Source organism: Mesorhizobium zhangyense, from assembly GCF_011045115.1.
Lineage (GTDB): Bacteria > Pseudomonadota > Alphaproteobacteria > Rhizobiales > Rhizobiaceae > Mesorhizobium_M > Mesorhizobium_M zhangyense.
The window spans coordinates 14,479-33,030 of the sequence record NZ_JAAKZG010000027.1 but is presented as its reverse complement, the minus strand read 5'-3'; the positions used below and the strand labels follow the sequence as shown (position 1 = coordinate 33,030).

Below are 18,552 nucleotides of genomic sequence, written 5' to 3'. Positions count from 1 at the left end.
CGTTGCAACAGAACCGGGGGGATTGCTCGATGGCGAGGCGCGCAGCCGCCCGCGTGAAGTGCAATTCCTCGGCAACCGCCACGAAGTGTCGAAGATGACGCATGTCCAACTGTTTCCTCCTGGTCGGTACGCTGTCGGCGCCCCACAAGACATCTGGCTCCCCGAAGCGCTCATTTGATCCCTTCCCTTGCCGAACCCAAATTCTTGGTCGGATCTATGCCGGACCTTTCGCCTCTATCAGACGCGAATCACGCAGCTCACCCGCTTCCTTCAAAATGGGATAGGCGATGGAAGTGACGTGGGCATTGATGCGCTTGAGGTCGCGCAGGATGTCGAGGTGCAGCGCACTGGTCTGGACGCTCTCTATCCTGCCGTCGCGCAGGCGATGGAGATGGTTCGCCGCTGATTGCTGCTCGTAATGCCGAACATCGACCTTCATGCCGACGAGCTGCCGAGCAAGGCCGACATCACGGGCGACGAAGACGCTCTGCGCTATGCGCAGGTTCTCCAGCGTGCGCATATAGAAGTCCTCGATTTCAGCGGCGCCTTCGGCTGAGAAGCTGAGCTGGTTCCTGATCTTCTTCTCGACCAGATCGCGCAGGTTCTTATCGATGATGTCGCCGATATGTTCGAGATTGATGGCGTAGGAAACGATCTCGGCCGAACGTTGGGCATTATCCTCCTCGAGGATGGTCCGGTTCAGATTGGAGAGATAGACCTTGACCTGTTCGTTCAGGCGATCGACCTCGTCGTCCATCGCAGCAATATCGGAGCAGAGCTTGGTATCGTTCCGGCGCAACGCTTCCAGATTCTTTTGCAACATGCTGATCACGCTGTCGCCGATATGCAGCGTCTCTCGGACTGCACCGGCAAGCGCCATTGCCGGATTGCTGAGACTTGCCTGATTGAGATGGCGAGAACCGTCGCCCTGCATCGGAGTTTCCGGCAGCAGCCGGCGCATCGCCCACGAAAAGGCATCGAGCAGCGGCATCATGATCGCGGCGAGCAGCAAATTGAATGCGATGTGCGCGTAAACAACGAGTTGCGCTGGGTCCGAGGCGAAGCCTGAGAGAGCCGAAGCCGCCTGATCGACGAAGGTCAACATGACCACGCAGCCGAGCATCCGGACGGCGAGATTGCCAACTGTCACCCGTCGCGCCGGCGGCCCATCACCAAGCGTAGCCAACACTGGAGGAATAGCGCCGCCGAGATTGGCGCCAAGAATCAGGGTAACGCCGAGACTGGGTCCGACTGTTCCGCTGGCAGCCAACGACATAACGAGCAGGACGATGGCGAGGCTCGATGAAGAGCTGATTGCCAGCACGGCGGCGACAATAACGGCCAACATCGGCACCGTATCAAGTGATGCCATCAGAGCGCGCACTACTTCAGACTGCCGCATCGGTTCGGTCGATTGTCCGAGAAGGTGGAGGGACAGTAGCATTAGACCAAGGCCAAGCACGGCCCGCGCGATCCCCTTGTGTGGCTTGGCTTCGCTGATGGTAAACATACCGACACCGACGGCGACCAACAGAGGCGCCAGCCAGTGGATGTCGAAGGCTAAAATCCGCGTGACCAGGCTGGTGCCAACGTTGGCGCCAAGCATGATGGCCTGGGCCATGGCCGAGTTCATAAAGCCACTGCCAGCGAATGAGGCTGTCATCAATGCAGTAGCCGTGCTGCTCTGCAGCGCCATAGTGGCGGCAAGGCCGACGCCGAAAGCCATCGGCCGGTTACGTGTGCCGGCCGCTATCCAGCGGCGCAGACGGGCGCCAAACGCCCGCCTCACGCCGGTCTTCACCATCCGAAGACCCCATAGTAGCAGTGCGACAGCGCCAATCAGGTCAAGCATTGGGACGTCCCTAATATGAACCGGATTTGACGAACGCCCTGGCTCGGCGCCATCAACGCGAACGCAGCGAATGCGGGGTCCTCAAGACTTCAGTCCGGCGCAGACAGTGTCAGGCGAGGAAGCGCTTCTCGTCGGCCTTGACCTGATCCATCTTCTGCAAACGGAACACCTCCTCTACCGAGACGATGTCCCGGTTGACGTTGTGGATGCCGCCGTCCTTGAGGATGCGTGCGAAAACATCCTTCATCGCTGTCACTGATGCGCGGATGGCATGGTTGCCGTAGATCACGATGGCGATCTTACCGAGTGTTTTGATGCGTTCCTCGTTCATTTCCGGGTAGGCCGTGGGAACGATTGCGACCGGCGCCTTCCCACTCCAGGCGCGGACGAAGCTCTCAACCTCGTCTGGGGTCTTCTGCTTGGAGTGGACAAGGATCATGTCGGCGCCCGCCGCCTCATAGGCCGCGGCGCGCTTTAGTGCTTCTTCCTCGCCGAGTCCTGCGATCAGCGCTTCTGTGCGAGCGATGATCAGAAAGTTAGGATCAGACCGAGTCGCAATCGCTGCGCGAATCTTGCCCTGGAATTCCTCAAGCCTCAGCAAATCTTGCCGGCCGTCGGCTACGAGACTAGTCACCTTCGGAAAGGTCTTGTCCTCGATGACGACGGCAGCAGCACCGGCACGTTCATACTGCTCGATGGCGTAGATTACGTTAATCGCGTTGCCGAAACCGGTATCGATATCGGCGATGATCGGCAGCGACGATTGCTCACCCATCGCCCGCACCATATCGAGATGCTGTGTCATCGATATCAGGCTGACATCGGCTAGACCGTAGAGCGCCGAGAGCTCGAAGCCGGAGGCCCAAAGTGCATCGAAGCCAGCCTCTTCTGCCAGCAATGCGGAGAGCGGTGAGTGGGCTGCCATTGCTCTTACGAGCAGCTTTTGATCGATTGCATCACGCAAATCGGAAAGTTTTGCCATTTGCAGTTCACTACCTATTGCTGAGGGCCGTCATAGGAAAAGTCGAAGCGGAAGCGCATCGGTTTTTCTCGGGCCAGTTCTTCAAGGACGTGCGACGCAATGCCCGCGGCTCTTCCAAGAATAAAAGCCATGCGTCCAATTGGAGGGTCGAAACCTAGGTCTACAAGGGCAGCCGCAATTGCCCCGTCCACGTTTACGGGCATCTCGCGACCGACTGAGGCTGAGAGCGCCATTTGTATTTTAGCCATCATGGCGACTCCCCCGCTCGCTACGCCCCACTGTTGGGCAAGGTCCCAAAGACGCTTGGTTCGAGGATCAACGGCGTGAAATCGATGTCCCATGCCAGGAAGACGTAGCCCCGCCTGCCGGTATCGATCCACTATTTTCTCGGCGGCGGCCGCGCTGGATAGACCTTCGATCGCCTTGACCGTCAACGCCTCGCGAATGTAAGTCATGGCCTCCTCACCAGCGCCACCATGAGCATCACCGATAGCGAGAATTCCGGCAGCGACGCCAGCCTCCGGCGCCCGGCGATTACCGCTTGCCACGACCCTTGCCGCGAAAGTCGAGGGCGAGGTGGGTCCGTGATCACACGACGCGATCATCACTGCGTTCCAGACCATTGATTCGGCGGGAGACGGCATACGGCCGCTTAGAAGCAGGAAGGCAATGTCACCGAAATTACCATGTCCCATTAAGTCTTCGACCTTTTTACCACGGATGACGATGTCATCATGGTCGAAAGTCGTGATGGCCGTTGGCCAAAGCTCAGGGGATGCAAACGGAGATCGGCTCATGATCCGATAACTCCGGCGGCCTGCAACTCGTTGATATCGGCCTCCTCCAGATTCAGTAGGGAAGACAATATCTCTTGATTGTGCTGGCCGAGCCTAGCGCCGGGGAAGCGAATTGCGCCGGGCGAACTGCTGAAGCGAGGTAGTGGAGCATGCATCCTATATGATCCCAGCTTCGGATCATTCACCTCGATTAAGATACCGCGCTCCTTAACATGCGGATCCTCCACGAATTGCGGAACGTCGTAAATTGGTGCTCCTGCAACTCCAGTTTCGTCGAAGAGCGCCATCAGGTCGGACAAAGTGAACTTTCGTATCGCATTAGCCACGATCGTGTCGGTCTCATCTCCATTTCGGACCCGCGCCTCATTAGTGCTAAAGCGCTCGTCCTGCAGCACGTCCTCCAACCCGACGGATTTGAACAGTTTCTCAGCCATCAGCGGCGTAGAAGCCGAAAGTGCGATCCATTTGTCGTCCAATGTCTTGTAACTGTTGCGCGGCGCCGAATTTGGCGAACGGTTTCCATTCCTTTTTGGAAACTTGCCTGTTCTCTCGTACTCTGCCGCAACCGGGCCCAACACAGAATACATTGCTTCTAACAGTGACAGGTCAATGACTTGCCCCGCGCCTGTCGCGTCGCGGTGGCGAAGGGCCATCATGCAAGCCAGCGCCCCATAAAGGCCGGTGATCATATCCGCGATTGGGATGGGTGGCAGGGTTGGTGGGCGGTCTGCAAAGCCGAGCATGGAAGCAAAACCGCTCATCGCCTCGACGAGAGTACCGAACCCAGGCTTGTCTCGGTAGGGACCATCGTGTCCCCAGGCGGTTATGCTGAGGATCACGAGTTTGGGATTGGTCTCCAGAAGAATATCGTAGGAGAGACCGATCTCTATAAGCTTTCCAGGAATGAAGTTTTCGACGAGCACGTCCGACTGGGCAACGAGCTTGAGCAGAATCGCCCGGCCACGCGGTGACTTAAGATTCAAGGATAGGCTGCGCTTGTTTCGGCCATATTCCCGCCACCACAGGTCAAGATTGCTTTTCCGCCACTGGCGAAGTGGATCGCCAGTTCCAGGCTGCTCAATCTTAATAACATCTGCGCCAAAGTCGGCGAGCTGCAGGGTTGCCATGTTCCCCGCAACGAGTCTCGATAGATCGAGAACTCTTATTCCTGCTAGTGCTGCTTTCTGCACACGCTCCTCCTGTTTGATGGTAGGAACAATGGCGGAGCAGGGTGACGAAATCTAACAGATCGTCTTTGTGGCCAGTCTAGTAAATTGTGGGAATGCATCATCCGTGAATATCGACGGACCGCGATGACTCTGCTTTATTGCTGGATTGGCCGCGCTAATGTCCCGGGGACCGGAACGAATTGCTGGTGCGCAATGCTCTAACGAAGTGATCTAGAACACGACGCAAGTAGCTGTCACGCAGCCGCACGATGTAGAAACTGCGAACGAGGGGATCGGTCTCGACATCCAATATCGTTAAATCCTCGTTTCCGGGCCCCCCTAGAGATAGCTTGGAAACCATCGCGATTCCGTCTGAAGACGCCACAGACGCTTTGACAGCATCCGTGCTGCCCATCATCGTCGACACGGAAAGTGCAGATCCATCGATGCCGCGATCGCGAAAATATCCTTCCATGAGGTCTCTGGTACCCGAGCCTTTTTCGCGGATGATAAACTGGGAAGCCAAAAGTTCACGCAACGACAACGATTTTCTTGAAGTCAGGGGATTTTTGCTGGCCGCAATGAAAACTAGCTCATCCTCGAAGAACGGTTCGACTATGAAACGACTGAGCTCTACTGAGCCGCCGCTGATGATCCCTAAGTCAACAGCCTCCTGAGATAGAAGCTCGGCGACTCGCTCTGAGTTGGCCACCGAGACTGCAACTGTCACCGATTGATGAGCCTTGCGGAACTCTCCAATCGCTCTTGGCAGACAGTATTTGGCGATACTCCCGGTCGCCCCGATGCTCAACGATCCTCCCATCGATCCAGTTTTTTTGGCCAAGGCGTCTTCGGCCGCCGAGTATAGATCGAGAATCTGTTTGGCGTAGCGAAACAATATCTCGCCGGTTTCGGTTAGGCCAATGTTCTTCCCCTGCCTTTGCAGTAGCCGCGTTCCAAGTTCGTCCTCAAGGGATTTGACTTGGAACGACACTGCTTGCTGACTCAGCGAAAGTGCGTCTGCTGCTCTTGTAAAGCTGCCGAGCGTAACAACGGTGTGGAATGCTCTCAGCCGCGCGTCCTTTTTCAGCATTCACGACCCCGAGTCTACGCCGACCGGCGGTTGCTTGATCCAATTAATGAGCGACATGATACCGATCAGAATAGGAATAATCAGAGCGACCACCAGCAAAGCGCAAGCGATCGGACGAGAGAGGAACACCCCCGGATCACCTTGGCCTATCGCAATTGATTGTCTGAAGGATTGCTCCAGCAACGGCCCCAGAACCAAACCGATAATGACAGGCGCAGGTGGAAATCCGTATCTGCGCATGACAAGACCGATTCCGCCGATAAGATAAAGAAGCGCAACGTCGAATATCGAACCGCTGATCCCGTAAACGCCGATTGTGACGAAGATCAGGACCCCAGCAAAGAAGTGATGCGGGGGAATACGCAAAATTCGTACCCATAAGCTGATCAGGGGTAGATTCAGCACCAGCAAAATGACGTTGCCGATATAGAGACTCGCAATCAAGGTCCAGATTAACGGTCCTTGGGTGGCAAATAGGAATGGTCCAGGCTGAATCCCGTAGTTCTGAAAGGCCGTCAGCAAAAGCGCCGCCGTCGTTGATGTCGGCAGACCCAGAGTGAGCATCGGCACCAAAACACCTGCACCGGCAGCATTGTTGGCGGCTTCAGGCCCAGCCACACCTTCGATGGCCCCACGGCCAAATTTGTCTGGCCGCTTGGATAACCGCTTCTCCAGAGCGTAGGATACAAAGGTGGGGATTTCTCCGCCGCCCAGTGGTAGTGCGCCCAGCGGGAAGCCAACCGCAGCTCCACGCAACCAAGGCTTCCAACTCCGCTGCCAGTCCCGTCGAGTTAGCCACATTGCCCCCTGAGGCTTGATCACGGTTACTCCGTCTGGTCGCCACAACAGCGCCGTGTGTAGTGTTTCGGCGACTGCAAACAGGGCGACAGCAACCATGATTACGTCAATACCGTCGAGAAGCTCTGGAACACCGAAGGTTAGGCGGGATTGTCCTGTCTGCAAATCCACCCCCACGATGCCCAAACTCAAGCCAATGCCAAGTGATGCGAGCCCTCGGAGCATCGAATTACCGAGAACCGCGGCCGATGTCATGAATGCGAAAATCATGATAGCAAACATTTCGGTCGGGCCGAACTTAAGGCCTATCTGGGCCACGAGCGGACCAAACACCGTGAGGGCAACAGTTCCAATTGTGCCGGCAACGAAGCTCCCTATCGCGGCAGTGGCCAAAGCAGGCCCAGCGCGTCCGTTGAGCGCCATCTGGTGGCCCTCAATTGCCGTTATGACCGTTGAGCTTTCGCCCGGGATGTTCAGCAGAATCGATGTTGTCGAGCCGCCGTAGCCAGCACCGTAGTAAATGCCCGCAAAAAAAATAAACGCGGCACTAGCCGGTACCTGCGCCGTAATAGGCAATAGAACTGCTATCGTTAATGCGGGTCCAATGCCAGGGAGAACCCCGATCGCTGTACCCACGAAGCAGCCCAGGAACGCCCACGCGATGTTTATCGGCGTCATTGCTTGGCTGAAGCCATATGCAAGCGAAACTAGATTATCCATTTATGTATTAGCTCCAGTACGGGACCGGCAGGTATGTTTACCTTGAGGACCTCCGAAAACAGTAAGTAGGCGCAAGAAGCGAGAGCGAGCCCACAGACGGCGTCGAGCCTCCATCTGCGACTTCCAAAACCGCGAGCGGTCATGACGTATTGGATGATCGCCGCAAACACGAATCCAAGCAAAGCAAGTCCAACCAAATTGGCGACTAAGCCACCAACGACCCACGCCATGGTTGGGCTTGGCTTTCCAGGAGACGTGTCGGGAAAATCAGCAGAGCCGCTCCCGTCTACGCCAAGAAATGCCGAGATCGCGAGACCCATGCCCACGAGGCCCAGGAACAAGGCTACCGCGAACGGAAACACCCTGGGGCCAACGTAGGCATATCCTGGGGATGTCTTAATCGTCGCGATCGCCATCGCCATGGCCACTGCTAGTAGCACCATGGCAACGCCGATGATGACGTCAGGTAATGCCCCTGAACGCCGAAGTCGTGCAAATTTCGTCATGTTAGGCTAGACCGATTGCCTTTAAGGCCGTTTGTATAGCCGCACGATCATTGGCGATGGCTGCCTTGAGATCGGGACCCGTCGCAAACGCATCGTCCCATTGCCGGTCTTTGAGTATTTGCTTCCAATCCGGCTGGTCGTGAACCGCCGTTATGAGCCCCACCAACCTTGCAACTTGTTCTTCTGAAACTTCCGGGGGAGCAAATACGCCGCGCCAACTTGTCAGTGCAACGTCAATACCGATCTGCTTGAGCGTTGGAACGCCTGCCCCTTCCAACGGAAGCTCTCCAGTTGTTGCCAGCGCGCGCAGATTACCAGCCCTGATTTGTTCGGCATACTCAGAGTAACCGCTCAAAGCGGCATGAACTTGGTTCTCCATCATCGAGGCCATAGCTTGGGCCTTTTCCGAGAAAGCGACGTAATTGGCCTTGGTCACGTCGGCGCCGATCGCCTTCAGAGTTAAGCCAAGGATAATGTGGTCGATTCCACCAGCTGACCCTCCGCCAATAGGAAGACCCGGGTTCTTCTTTAGCGCGTCAACTAGGTCGTCGATTGTCTGGTAGGGGCTGGAAGCACCGACCGCAATTACACTGGCTTCCTGCGTTAACCTGGCGACAGGAGTAACATCCTGCAAGCCGTAGGGGGTCTTATTCGTGATGATGGCTGCCATCATAACGTTGCCGGCAATCATCAGGGAGCTATCGCGGCCCCGATGTTGATTTATGAACAGCGGCAGGCCGACCGTTCCGCCCGCACCCGGAACATTGTCAATGGTGACTTGCGAGAGCAGTCCCGCTTTACGCCCAACTTGGTCGATTGCTCGAGCCACACCGTCCCAGCCTCCACCGACACCAGACGGCACAAACAGGCTGAATCGGTCAAACACCGAATCCTGAGCGAAAGTTTGGCGGGGTGCAGTCAGTTGCGCCGTTCCAAAAACAGCGGCAGTCGCCAAAAGCATATTACGTCGATTGATCATGTCATCTCTCCCTTGCTGATCTGTCAAGCGCACCCTCCTTGTGCAATCTGCTTGACAGTCCCATGACAATCTCCCTGCTGCCGGTCGCAAGGCCATGAAAATAAACTTGTTGTTCGACAAGTGGTGCATGTGAAGCGCGGTCAGTCTGTCGGCTTCTCTGATGAAGGGACAAGGAAATTTTTATCGACTACTTTGTCACTGCATCTGTAGGGACATTGGCTGAGGCGATCCGCCGCCGACATGGGCATTGAACCAAAATGAACGATGACAGAGAGGCAGAATGGAAACTCGACCAGAAATGGCAAAACCGCATTACAGGCACAGCGTGTGAACTATGCAGTCTGCTTGAGGCCGACACGGCCGTAAGTTCGGAAGGGCACAAGGTCGCCGATCTCAGGGTTTCACGGTGGATATTGGGCCAAAATCAGTATATCAGAGGCTATAGCATTCTTGTCCTGAGCAGCCATGCGGTCGAGCTGTTCGAATTGGAGAAGGAAGTTCGTAGCAGATTCGTCGATGATATCGCTGATGCAAGCCAGGCGCTTCAACGCGTTCTCTCGCCCATCAAAATCAATCTTGAAATCCAGGGCAATGTCGTCCCGCATTTGCACTGCCACATAAAGCCGCGTTTTTTGGGAGACCGACCGGGACACGCACGGATATTCCAGAACGCGGGTAGAATTGTGCTGCGCGACGAAGACTACCGATCAATGGTCAGCCAGCTGCGAAATTATATTGGTTAGCTGCTTGATGTGCATCGAGTTAGTCCATCACATGGTATCCCGTCCCGGCGCACAATATCCACAAGACGCTGCTGGCGATGTCGTCGTCCGATGGGCGTGATCGAGCGGCAATAGCTTCGCCCACACGTTCTCCGTTGTGAGACGATGTTGCGACCCGAGTTCAGCTTCCATCGCCTTCGTTGCAATGTGGTTGCAATTTCCCTAGCCCAAGCGGCAATGAGAATCGTACGAAAAGTAACAATTTGAATTTGTTGTAGAATCTGGCGCGCTGCGCCGGGTGATGATGATAACTACGTCTACTCTATTGCCCTCTAGCAGGCTGTTGAAAAAGCCGCTCGCCGCAGGGCGTTCGCCGTGATTCATTGTCTTCGAAGGGATTCGGAGACCGATGCATGCGCGGTGAGGACAAGCGGACGGGCGAGCTTTTCAGCTACGTGGATCTGGAGGCTCGGGTTCGGCGCGACCATCCGCTGCGAGCGATCCGGATGATCGTGAACGAGGCGCTCGACGCGTTGAAAGGGGAGTTTGCGGCGCTCTATTCTCCGATCGGGCGGCCGTCGATCCCGCCGGAGAAGCTGCTGCGGGCGATGCTCCTTCAGGCGTTCTACTCGATCCGCTCGGAACGGCTCCTGATGGAGCGGCTGGAATACGATCTTCTGTTCCGCTGGTTCGTCGGCATCGGGGTTGATGACGCGGCGTGGAACCACTCGACATTCTCAAAGAACCGCGACCGGCTGCTGGAAGGCGACATCGCGGCGAAGTTCCTGGCGGCGGTGCTGGCGCAGCCCAGGGTCAAGCGGCTTCTGTCGAGCGATCACTTCTCGGTCGACGGCACGCTGATCGAGGCCTGGGCGTCGATGAAGAGCGTCAAGCCGAGGGATGGCTCCGGTGAGCCGCCGGTTCAAGGCGGTGGGCGCAATGCCGAAGCGGATTTCCACGGGCAGAAGCGGGCCAACGACACCCATGGCTCGACCACCGACCCGGAGGCCAGACTCTACAAGAAGGGCAAGGGCAAGGAGGCGAAGCTGTGCTTCATGGGGCATGGCCTGATGGAGAACCGCCACGGTCTTCTGGTCGACGCCTGCCTGACCTTCGCCGACGGGCATGCCGAGTGGGTGGCGGCGCTGCATATGATCGAGCCCCTGGCCGATCGGCCACGCGGATCACGCTCGGCGCCGACAAGGCTTACGACACGGAGGACCTCGTCAACGAGTTGCGCTCGATGAAGGTGACGCCGCACGTGGCGCGGAACACCAGCGGCCGACGTTCGGCGATCGACGGCCGCACGACCCGCCACGGCGGCTATGCCGCCAGCCAGCGCATCAGGAAGCGCATCGAGGAGGCGTTCGGCTGGATCAAGACGGTCGCGGGGCAGGACAAGACGAAGTTCCGCGGTCGCGACCGTGTCGGATGGGCCTTCACCTTCGCGGCAGCCGCCTACAATCTGGTGCGGCTGCCCAAGCTCATGACGGAGACCGCCTGATGGCAAAGGTTCCGGCCTTCGCCAAGGCCTTTGCCGGCCGCTGGCGCATTGTCGAGATGGACAACTGGGACAATGACTTCCTCGGCCTGGTCGAGGAGGCGCATCTCAGCTTCAAAGGCGCCACGGACGGCGAAATCGCCTTCGGCGCGCTCAAGGGCTTCCTCGACGTCCGCTACGGCGCGCGCGACGGATCGGCCTGCGCGGAGTTCTCGTGGGAAGGACAAGACGACAACGACCCCGTCTGCGGTCGAGGATGGGCCGCAATGGGCACCGCCGGCCGCCTCGTCGGGCACTTCTACATTCACAACGGCGACGATTCAGGCTTCGTCTGCGAACGCGACTGACTTCTTCAACAGCCTGCTAGGGCCCGCTTTAGCTGGACGGCTTAGGTTTGTGGCCCTGGATCCGACTTACTGACCTTGGCATTTCGCTCTCAAGTCAAACGAGGAGAAAACCTCTAAGTTCGAATCCCTCCCGTTCCGCCAGCCCCGCCGATTCTACGCCATGGCGCGATACCCTGCGCCATAGCTACGCAAACCCCGCCGAACACCGCACGCCATGACAGGGCGGATTTGAAAATCAGCTTTCAACTTCACTCTTGAACCGAACGACCACCTTACCGAACGGCCCGCGTTCGAGATGATCGAACGCCGCTCGTGCATCCTCAAAGGCGTAGACCTTGTCGATCACCGGCTTGATGCCGTGTTCATCAATGGCGCGGTTCATGACCTCGAAAGCCCGTCTATGCCCGACCGAAATGCCCTGGATGATGGCCCTTTTGAGCATCATGGGAACCGCTGACAGCACGATCTCCGCTCCCTTCATGAAGCCGATCTGGGCGATACGCCCGCCGCTCGCCAGGGCGGCCGCCGACCGGCTGATATTGTCGCCGCCGATCAGTTCGAGCACATGATCGACACCACGCCCGTCGGTCAGGTCCAGCGCTGCAGCCGACCAGTCTGGGTTGGCACGCGTATCGATCACGCCGAAAGCGCCGAGCGCCTTCGCGTGCCCCAGCTTCTCCGTGCTCTGCGAGGTGACGATCACACGGGCTCCGAAGGCCTGCGCAAACTGAAGTCCGAACAGAGCAACGCCGCCGGTGCCCTGCACCAGAACCGTCTGGCCCGCTTTCAGATGACCTGTCTCGATCAGGGCGGACCATGCCGTCAACGCCGCAACCGGCAAGGTGGAGGCTTCCTCGTCCGTCAACGACGCGGGCGCCTTGACGGCGACGCCCTCGTGTAGCGTCACATATTCAGCCAACATGCCTGGCAGCGGTCCGCCGAGCGACAGGCCATGCCGGGCCATCTCCCGTGGCGGCTCACCGTCGATCCATTGCGTCCAGAAGTTTCCGAGCACCCGATCGCCGACCTTGAATCGCGATACGTCAGCGCCGGTTGCCACGACCTCTCCCGCCATGTCCGATACCGGAACGAACGGCATGGTTGGCCTGTCGGGCAGCAACTCGCCTTCGACCACCAGTTTGTCACGATAGTTGAGGGAGACCGCCGCAACCCGGATCAGGAGTTCGTTGCTGCCCGGCCCAGGCACTGGCGCCTCGGCCAATTCCAGGTTCTTCAGTCCGAATGACGGCAACTGCCATCGTTTCATTGTCTCGCTCATGGTCGGTCCTTTCACATGTTAAGCGAGGACCTTATTGACAATCACATGGATGTGGTTGCGATGTATTTTGCGAACACTTCCTCCATATGATCGCCAATCCGATGAGCCTGAACATTCATTCCCACCTTCAAGGCATTTCCGCCTTCGTGCATGCGGTGGAAGCGGGCAGTTTCACGGCCGCCGCCGCACGCATGGGCGTGTCGAAATCCGCGACCGGCAAGAGTGTGGCGCGTCTCGAAGAGCGTCTCGGCATCCGGCTGCTGGACCGCACCACGCGCAGTCTGAACCTAACGGCCGAGGGGCAGGCCTATTACCAGAGCTGCCTCAAGGTGCTGGAGGAACTGAATGCAGCGGAGACACTGCTGGCCTCGCGAACGCGCGTCGTCTCGGGAACCTTGCGGATCAATCTGCCGATCTCGTTCGGCCGGTTGTGCGTTATGCCCGTGCTCAAGGAGGTCGCGGACAGGAACCCCGATCTCAATCTCGATATCTCATTCACGGACCGCCAAGTTGATCTCGTCGAGGAAAGCATCGACCTTGTGGTCCGGCTTGGCGACCCTGGAGATTATGCCAGCCTGATCGGGCGGCGCATTGGTACGCAATGCTCAATCATCTGCGCCGCGCCGACCTATCTTGACCGTCGGGGGCGTCCGACCTCCTTGGAGGAACTCGTCGATCACGACTGTCTCGCCTTCGCCAAGGATGGCCGCCCTCTGCCATGGGCGGTTTCCGGCCCGGATGGAAACGTCCGCTCGTTCGTCATCCAGCCGCGCCACACGATCAGCCATGGCGAGGCTCTACGGGACGCAACCGTGAACGGACTGGGGCTAGCCTATCTCTCGACCTGGCTTGCGGCGGACGATCTCCGCAGCGGGCGGCTTGAGGTGGTGCCAATTCCCACCCCCACGGAAGATGGCCCCATTTCCGCGCTTTGGCCGCGCTCGCGTGATCTGGCTCCCAAGGTGCGCGTGGTCGTGGATGCGCTCGTCGAGGCGTTGATGCCACCCACCTGACCGGCTCGAAAAAAGGCGGCGTTAGAGGGCTATAGAGTAGACGTATTTCTCATCTTCATCGGGCGTGGCCCGCCACTTTGGCTGACTTCGCCATTTTCAAGAAATGCCTTCCCGCCAACATCCTTTATTGTCACACGAATGTAGTCGACAGTGATCGGACTGCACGTAGCGGGCCGCCTATTTCAAGAGCTGCCGTTTGAGCAGCGCCTCAAGCCAATCGGCGAAGACCTGCACTCGTCGCGAAAGATGCTGCCTGTGTGGATAGAGTAATGTCATGGGCATGGCCTCGGCCCGGTGACTCGGCATGACTTCAACCAGTTCACCCGCGTCCAGATGGATGCGAACGTCATAAGCCGGGATTTGGATCAAGCCGAGGCCCGCAAGGCAGCAGGCGATGTACGCCTCGGCGCTGTTGACGGTGACCCGGCCACGCATCGGCATAGTACGCAGCGCGTCATGCTCTACCCATTCCCAGTCCTCGACTCTGCCATTGGAGGGCGAAGCGTAGTTGACAGCCCAATGGTCGCCGAGATCGTCAGGGCTTTCAGGGTTGCCATGGCGCTTCAGATAGGCGGGGCTGGCGACATTGATGAGCAGCAGCCTGCCGATCGGCCTTGCGATCAGTCCCGAATCGTCGAGCGGCCCGACGCGCAGCACGCAATCGACGCTGTCCTCGACCAGGTTCACCGCGCGATCGGTGACGCCAAGGTCGATATCGATCTGCGGATAGAGATCGAGAAATTCCGGCAGCGTCGGCGCAATGATGAGACGTCCAATGCGGCCCGGGACATCGATCCGAAGCTTGCCTGACGGCTGGGCCGCAGTCTGCCGAAACAGGTTTTCCGTATCCTCAACATCGGCGATGACACGCAGGCAGCGATCGTAGAAGGCCGTGCCGTCCTGCGTCGGCGAGACCTTGCGGGTGGTGCGATGAAGCAGGCGCGCGCCGACGCGACTCTCCAGCTCCTGCACGGCCGCCGACACCGATGAGCGCGGGATCCCGAGCGTGTCGGCGGCGCGAGTGAAACTCGAACATTCGACGACGCGGGTGAAGACGCGGAATAGGTCGATACGATCCAATGTGAGAGCGGTCCTTCATTGTGCCGATATTCTGACAGGTGATGTCAGAATGACCATCTTTATCAGCCAATCCTAGACGATATGTTTTCCCAACGAAAGCGGCCGCCGATGTGGTCGCCGTATTGGCAAAGGAGGCCATCCCATGACCGACCACAGCATCAAGGGCAAAACCGTCGTCATCGCCGGCGGCGCGAAGAACCTCGGCGGGCTGATTGCACGCGATCTCGCCGCCCATGGCGCCAAGGCGATCGCCATCCACTACAACAGCGCCTCGACCAAGGCGGATGCCGACGCGACCGTGGCCGCCGTCAAGGCCGCCGGCGCCGAGGCCGTCGCATTCCAGGCCGACCTCACCACGGCCGGCGCGATGGAGAAACTCTTTGCCGACGCGGTCGCCGCCATCGGCAAACCGGACATCGCCATCAACACCGTCGGCAAGGTTCTGAAGAAGCCGATCGTCGAGATCTCGGAAGCGGAATACGATGAGATGACAGCGGTGAATTCCAAGACCGCCTTCTTCTTCCTCAAGGAAGCCGGCAAGCATCTCAACGACAACGGCAAGGTCTGCACGCTGGTCACGTCGCTGCTCGGCGCCTACACGCCCTTTTACGCCGCCTATGCCGGCACCAAGGCGCCGGTCGAGCATTTCACGCGGGCAGCGTCCAAGGAGTTCGGTGAACGCGGCATCTCGGTGACGGCGATCGGCCCCGGCCCGATGGACACGCCCTTCTTCTATCCGGCCGAGGGCGAGGACGCGGTCGCCTATCACAAGACCGCAGCGGCGCTGTCCAACTTCTCCAGGACCGGGTTGACCGATATCGAGGACATCGTGCCCTATATCCGCTTCATGGTCTCGGAGGGCTGGTGGATGACCGGCCAGTCCATTCTCGTCAATGGCGGTTACACGACCAAGTAGGGTCTCGGGCAAGCAAGTTCGGGGCGGCCTGTCCATAAAGCCAGGCCGATCTTTTGCCATTACGAGGGGAAGGACCATACATGCACATGCTGCTTGTCATCACCGGAGGCGTCCTTCTGCTCGGCGTGTTCGCCCTGTTCGGGAAGCTCTGGGGCGGAGATGTCGCCGGGGTCGCTGCGGCGGCGAAAGTGTTTGTGCCTGTCTGGCTGGTCGTGGCGCTCGTCAACATGTGGGTCGGCCTCAACAAGGCTGGCTACACCGTGGCGCAGGAACTGCCGATCCTCCTCGTCGTCTTCGCCGTGCCGGCTGTCATCGCCGCGCTCGTCGCCTGGCAAGTGGCGAGGGGCTGACCGATGGCCGCGAATACTGTTTCGCATGCTGCTGAGGCCGCCTCACATGGCGGCTTCGATCTCATTCCGGTCGTCGTGTTGCTCGGCGCGGCGGTCGTCGCTGTGCCGCTATTCAAGCGGCTCGGCCTCGGTTCCGTGCTCGGTTATCTTGCCGCGGGATTAGTGATCGGACCGTTCGGCGTCGGCCTGTTCTCCGATACGCAATCAATCCTGCACGTCGCCGAGCTCGGCGTCGTCATGTTCCTGTTCATCATCGGGCTGGAGATGCAGCCCTCGCGGCTGTGGTCGATGCGGGGTGAGATCTTCGGTCTTGGCCTTCTCCAGGTCGCGTTGTGCATCGGGCTGCTCACCTGTGTCGGCCTGACGCTCGGCTATTCGGTGCCTCAGGGCTTCGTCGCGGGCACGGGCTTCGTGCTGACCTCGACTGCTATCGTCATGCAGATGCTCGAGGAGCGCCGTGCGATGGGGCTGCCGAAAGGCCGGCGGATCGTCGCGATCCTGCTGCTCGAGGACCTGGCCATCGTGCCGCTGCTGGCGCTTGTCGCTTTTCTGGCGCCCGGCGGCGAGAACGCCACGCTCGCCAGTCGGCTGACTGGCGTCGCCATCGGCCTCGCGTCGATCTTTGGCTTGATCGTTGCCGGCCGCTATCTGCTCGACCCGCTGTTTCGTATTCTCGGCAAGGCCAGGGCGCGCGAGGTGATGACGGCAGCGGCGCTCTTCGTCGTGCTCGGCGCTGCGCTCGCCATGCAACTGGGCGGCCTGTCGATGGCGATGGGGGCCTTCCTGGCCGGCGTGCTGCTGTCGGAATCTTCCTTCCGCCACCAGCTCGAGGCCGATGTCGAGCCGTTCCGCGGCATCCTGCTCGGCCTGTTCTTCCTCGGCGTCGGCATGTCGCTCGATCTTGCGGTGATCGCCGCCAACTGGCGTCTCATCCTCGTCGCCGTCATCGCCTACATGATGCTGAAGACCATTGGCATCTATGCGGTCGCCCGCCTGTTCCGGGCTGGCAACCGGGAAGCGATCGAACGCGCCGTGCTGATGGCGCAGGGCGGCGAATTCGCCTTCGTCCTCTACGCTGCGGCCGCATCGGTCGGCATCATCGACGGCGAGGCCAACGCCATCCTGACGGCGACCATCATCGTCTCGATGGCGCTCACCCCGCTGATGATCATCCTGCACGACCGGTTGATGCCGAAGCCTGCGCCATCGATGGACGGGGTCGAGGCCGCCGACGGCTTATCAGCCAGCGCTCTCCTGATCGGCTTCGGTCGCTTCGGCCAGATCGTCAGTCAGCCGCTGCTGGCGAATGGTTGCTCGATCTCCATCATCGAGACCGACACGGACGCCATCCGCGATGCGCAGGATTTCGGGTTCAAGGTCTATTTTGGCGACGGAGCGCGCCTCGACATCCTTCATGCTGCCGGCGCCCCTGACGCCCGCCTCGTCGTCATCGCCGTCAATGACCGCGAGGCGAGTCTGAAGATCGCGGAACTAGTCAAGGCAGAGTTCCCGCTGGTGCCGGTGCTGGCGCGCTCCTTCGATCGCGAGCATGCCATTGAACTGATCCATGCAGGCGTCGACTATCAGATCCGTGAGACCTTCGAATCGGCGCTGGCACTCGGCCAGAAGGCGCTTGAAATGATGGATGTGGACGAGGAGGAACGCGTGCGCGTGATGGAGGACGTTCGCCGACGCGATTCCGAGCGCTTCGCCCTTGAGACCGCCGACGGCATCTATGCCGGCCGCGACCTGATCCATGGCAATGCTCCAGGTAAGGGCCAGCCTACGGAGCGGGAGGCTTCATCATGATCGCCGCGCTCAGGATGCGACCCCGAGGAGACGAGGAGCTGATTTCGGAGGTCGTCGGCTTCTGGAAGGACGCTGGGGCGCTAGGTCGGTGGTTCGACAAGGATGAGGGTTTCGATCGCATCTTCCGGGACCGCTACTTCGATCTTCACATGGCGGTCGCGGCGCGGCGACATGACGGCTGGATCGAAAACCCGAAAGGCGCTCTCGCCTTGCTGATCCTGACCGACCAGTTCCCGCGCAATGCGTTTCGCGGGACAGCGCACATGTATGCGACCGACCCATTGGCGCGGCACTACGCCCGTCTGGCGCTCGATGCCGGGCACATGGAGCAGGTCGAGCCGGATCTGCGGCTGTTCTTCTGCCTGCCCTTCGCGCATTCGGAAGATATCGCCGACCAGGACCTATCGGTGAAACTCAATGCTCGATTGGGGCAGCCATGGCTCGATCACGCTGAAGGCCACCGCGACATCATCCGCCGTTTTGGACGCTTTCCGCACCGCAATTTCATGTTGGGCCGCGCCGCAACTGCGCAGGAAGCTGGGTTTCTCGAAGCAGGCGGCTTTCAGGGATAGATAGAGAGAGGAAAATCCATGACAAAATCCAGACGCAGGACGTTGACCGGCCTACTAGTCGCAGCTC

Annotated in this window: 18 protein-coding genes and 1 pseudogene; 8 read left to right on the top strand and 11 right to left on the bottom strand. The window is 59.2% G+C overall.

The annotated features are described in order from the left end of the window. From G6N74_RS29380 to G6N74_RS29340, 9 genes are all read right to left on the bottom strand, one after another. The coding region (locus G6N74_RS29380; RefSeq protein ID WP_165121538.1) for a LysR family transcriptional regulator at positions 1-109 on the bottom strand (109 nt) is incomplete at its 3' end. A 105-nt stretch (positions 110-214) separates the two neighbouring features. Beyond that, the gene (locus G6N74_RS29375) at positions 215-1,852 is read right to left on the bottom strand and encodes a Na/Pi cotransporter family protein (RefSeq protein ID WP_165121537.1); all 1,638 of its coding nucleotides are present in this window, start codon (positions 1,850-1,852) and stop codon (positions 215-217) included. 109 nt (positions 1,853-1,961) lie between these two features. Beyond that, positions 1,962-2,834: a phosphonopyruvate hydrolase gene (locus G6N74_RS29370; protein WP_165121536.1), complete on the bottom strand. Its 873-nt coding sequence runs from the start codon at positions 2,832-2,834 to the stop codon at positions 1,962-1,964. A 14-nt stretch (positions 2,835-2,848) separates the two neighbouring features. After that, the gene (locus tag G6N74_RS29365) at positions 2,849-3,631 is read right to left on the bottom strand and encodes a citryl-CoA lyase (protein ID WP_165121535.1); all 783 of its coding nucleotides are present in this window, start codon (positions 3,629-3,631) and stop codon (positions 2,849-2,851) included. Next, positions 3,628-4,821 (bottom strand): CaiB/BaiF CoA transferase family protein, encoded by a 1,194-nt coding sequence (locus G6N74_RS29360; protein ID WP_205826921.1) that lies wholly within the window; start codon positions 4,819-4,821, stop codon positions 3,628-3,630. Before G6N74_RS29360 ends, G6N74_RS29365 begins: the two co-directional genes overlap by 4 nt. Positions 4,822-4,975: 154 nt before the next feature. Then, positions 4,976-5,893, bottom strand: a complete 918-nt coding sequence (locus G6N74_RS29355) for a LysR substrate-binding domain-containing protein (RefSeq protein ID WP_165121534.1) — start codon at positions 5,891-5,893, stop codon at positions 4,976-4,978. Further along, on the bottom strand, positions 5,894-7,411 hold the full coding sequence (locus G6N74_RS29350) for a tripartite tricarboxylate transporter permease (RefSeq protein WP_165121533.1): 1,518 nt from the start codon (positions 7,409-7,411) through the stop codon (positions 5,894-5,896). Further along, the gene (locus G6N74_RS29345; RefSeq protein ID WP_165121532.1) at positions 7,399-7,917 is read right to left on the bottom strand and encodes a tripartite tricarboxylate transporter TctB family protein; all 519 of its coding nucleotides are present in this window, start codon (positions 7,915-7,917) and stop codon (positions 7,399-7,401) included. The genes G6N74_RS29350 and G6N74_RS29345 overlap by 13 nt, the downstream gene beginning before the upstream one ends. Before the next feature lies 1 nt (position 7,918). After that, positions 7,919-8,896, bottom strand: a complete 978-nt coding sequence (locus G6N74_RS29340; protein WP_165121531.1) for a Bug family tripartite tricarboxylate transporter substrate binding protein — start codon at positions 8,894-8,896, stop codon at positions 7,919-7,921. 257 nt (positions 8,897-9,153) lie between these two features. Here G6N74_RS29340 and G6N74_RS29335 point away from each other — a divergent pair, with 257 nt between their 5' ends. The 3 genes and pseudogenes from G6N74_RS29335 to G6N74_RS29325 all read left to right on the top strand — a co-directional run bounded on the left by G6N74_RS29335 (position 9,154) and on the right by G6N74_RS29325 (position 11,466). Further along, a complete protein-coding gene (locus G6N74_RS29335) occupies positions 9,154-9,639 on the top strand; it encodes an HIT family protein (protein ID WP_165121530.1) in 486 nt (161 codons plus the stop codon). Positions 9,640-10,031: 392 nt separating this feature from the next. Next, positions 10,032-11,122: pseudogene (locus G6N74_RS29330) on the top strand (IS5 family transposase). Beyond that, positions 11,122-11,466, top strand: coding sequence for a hypothetical protein (locus tag G6N74_RS29325; RefSeq protein ID WP_091916936.1), 345 nt, complete (start codon positions 11,122-11,124; stop codon positions 11,464-11,466). The pseudogene G6N74_RS29330 and the gene G6N74_RS29325 overlap by 1 nt, the downstream one beginning before the upstream one ends. Positions 11,467-11,701: 235 nt before the next feature. On the opposite strand, the gene G6N74_RS29320 is transcribed toward G6N74_RS29325, so the two are convergent. Next, positions 11,702-12,745 (bottom strand): zinc-dependent alcohol dehydrogenase family protein, encoded by a 1,044-nt coding sequence (locus tag G6N74_RS29320; RefSeq protein WP_205826920.1) that lies wholly within the window; start codon positions 12,743-12,745, stop codon positions 11,702-11,704. 101 nt (positions 12,746-12,846) lie between these two features. Between G6N74_RS29320 and G6N74_RS29315 the strand changes: the two genes are divergently transcribed. Then, positions 12,847-13,758: a LysR family transcriptional regulator gene (locus G6N74_RS29315; RefSeq protein ID WP_165121529.1), complete on the top strand. Its 912-nt coding sequence runs from the start codon at positions 12,847-12,849 to the stop codon at positions 13,756-13,758. Positions 13,759-13,935: 177 nt separating this feature from the next. Here G6N74_RS29315 and G6N74_RS29310 read toward each other — a convergent pair whose 3' ends face one another. Further along, positions 13,936-14,838, bottom strand: a complete 903-nt coding sequence (locus G6N74_RS29310) for a LysR family transcriptional regulator (RefSeq protein ID WP_165121528.1) — start codon at positions 14,836-14,838, stop codon at positions 13,936-13,938. A 142-nt stretch (positions 14,839-14,980) separates the two neighbouring features. Here G6N74_RS29310 and G6N74_RS29305 point away from each other — a divergent pair, with 142 nt between their 5' ends. From G6N74_RS29305 to G6N74_RS29290, 4 genes are all read left to right on the top strand, one after another. Continuing rightward, positions 14,981-15,754 carry an SDR family oxidoreductase gene (locus tag G6N74_RS29305; protein ID WP_165121527.1) on the top strand — a complete coding sequence of 258 codons (774 nt, stop codon included), beginning with the start codon at positions 14,981-14,983 and terminating at the stop codon, positions 15,752-15,754. 80 nt (positions 15,755-15,834) lie between these two features. Then, positions 15,835-16,104 carry a hypothetical protein gene (locus G6N74_RS29300; protein WP_165121526.1) on the top strand — a complete coding sequence of 90 codons (270 nt, stop codon included), beginning with the start codon at positions 15,835-15,837 and terminating at the stop codon, positions 16,102-16,104. Positions 16,105-16,107: 3 nt separating this feature from the next. Continuing rightward, the gene (locus G6N74_RS29295; RefSeq protein ID WP_165121525.1) at positions 16,108-17,913 is read left to right on the top strand and encodes a monovalent cation:proton antiporter-2 (CPA2) family protein; all 1,806 of its coding nucleotides are present in this window, start codon (positions 16,108-16,110) and stop codon (positions 17,911-17,913) included. Then, complete coding sequence (locus tag G6N74_RS29290) at positions 17,910-18,485, top strand: DUF924 family protein (protein ID WP_376767770.1); 576 nt, start codon at positions 17,910-17,912, stop codon at positions 18,483-18,485. The genes G6N74_RS29295 and G6N74_RS29290 overlap by 4 nt, the downstream gene beginning before the upstream one ends. The last annotated feature ends 67 nt before the right edge of the window (positions 18,486-18,552 follow it).

Bases quoted from the DNA above. Each gene is read 5' to 3' on its own strand.
- G6N74_RS29325 (WP_091916936.1), top strand. From the start codon at position 11,122: ATGGCAAAGGTTCCGGCCTTCGCCAAGGCCTTTGCCGGCCGCTGGCGC.
- G6N74_RS29365 (WP_165121535.1), bottom strand. From the start codon at position 3,631: ATGAGCCGATCTCCGTTTGCATCCCCTGAGCTTTGGCCAACGGCCATC.
- G6N74_RS29375 (WP_165121537.1), bottom strand. From the start codon at position 1,852: ATGCTTGACCTGATTGGCGCTGTCGCACTGCTACTATGGGGTCTTCGG.
- G6N74_RS29300 (WP_165121526.1), top strand. From the start codon at position 15,835: ATGCACATGCTGCTTGTCATCACCGGAGGCGTCCTTCTGCTCGGCGTG.
- G6N74_RS29345 (WP_165121532.1), bottom strand. From the start codon at position 7,917: ATGACGAAATTTGCACGACTTCGGCGTTCAGGGGCATTACCTGACGTC.
- G6N74_RS29295 (WP_165121525.1), top strand. From the start codon at position 16,108: ATGGCCGCGAATACTGTTTCGCATGCTGCTGAGGCCGCCTCACATGGC.
- G6N74_RS29305 (WP_165121527.1), top strand. From the start codon at position 14,981: ATGACCGACCACAGCATCAAGGGCAAAACCGTCGTCATCGCCGGCGGC.
- G6N74_RS29355 (WP_165121534.1), bottom strand. From the start codon at position 5,893: ATGCTGAAAAAGGACGCGCGGCTGAGAGCATTCCACACCGTTGTTACG.
- G6N74_RS29315 (WP_165121529.1), top strand. From the start codon at position 12,847: ATGAGCCTGAACATTCATTCCCACCTTCAAGGCATTTCCGCCTTCGTG.
- G6N74_RS29290 (WP_376767770.1), top strand. From the start codon at position 17,910: ATGATCGCCGCGCTCAGGATGCGACCCCGAGGAGACGAGGAGCTGATT.
- G6N74_RS29340 (WP_165121531.1), bottom strand. From the start codon at position 8,896: ATGATCAATCGACGTAATATGCTTTTGGCGACTGCCGCTGTTTTTGGA.
- G6N74_RS29335 (WP_165121530.1), top strand. From the start codon at position 9,154: ATGAACGATGACAGAGAGGCAGAATGGAAACTCGACCAGAAATGGCAA.
- G6N74_RS29370 (WP_165121536.1), bottom strand. From the start codon at position 2,834: ATGGCAAAACTTTCCGATTTGCGTGATGCAATCGATCAAAAGCTGCTC.
- G6N74_RS29320 (WP_205826920.1), bottom strand. From the start codon at position 12,745: ATGAGCGAGACAATGAAACGATGGCAGTTGCCGTCATTCGGACTGAAG.
- G6N74_RS29350 (WP_165121533.1), bottom strand. From the start codon at position 7,411: ATGGATAATCTAGTTTCGCTTGCATATGGCTTCAGCCAAGCAATGACG.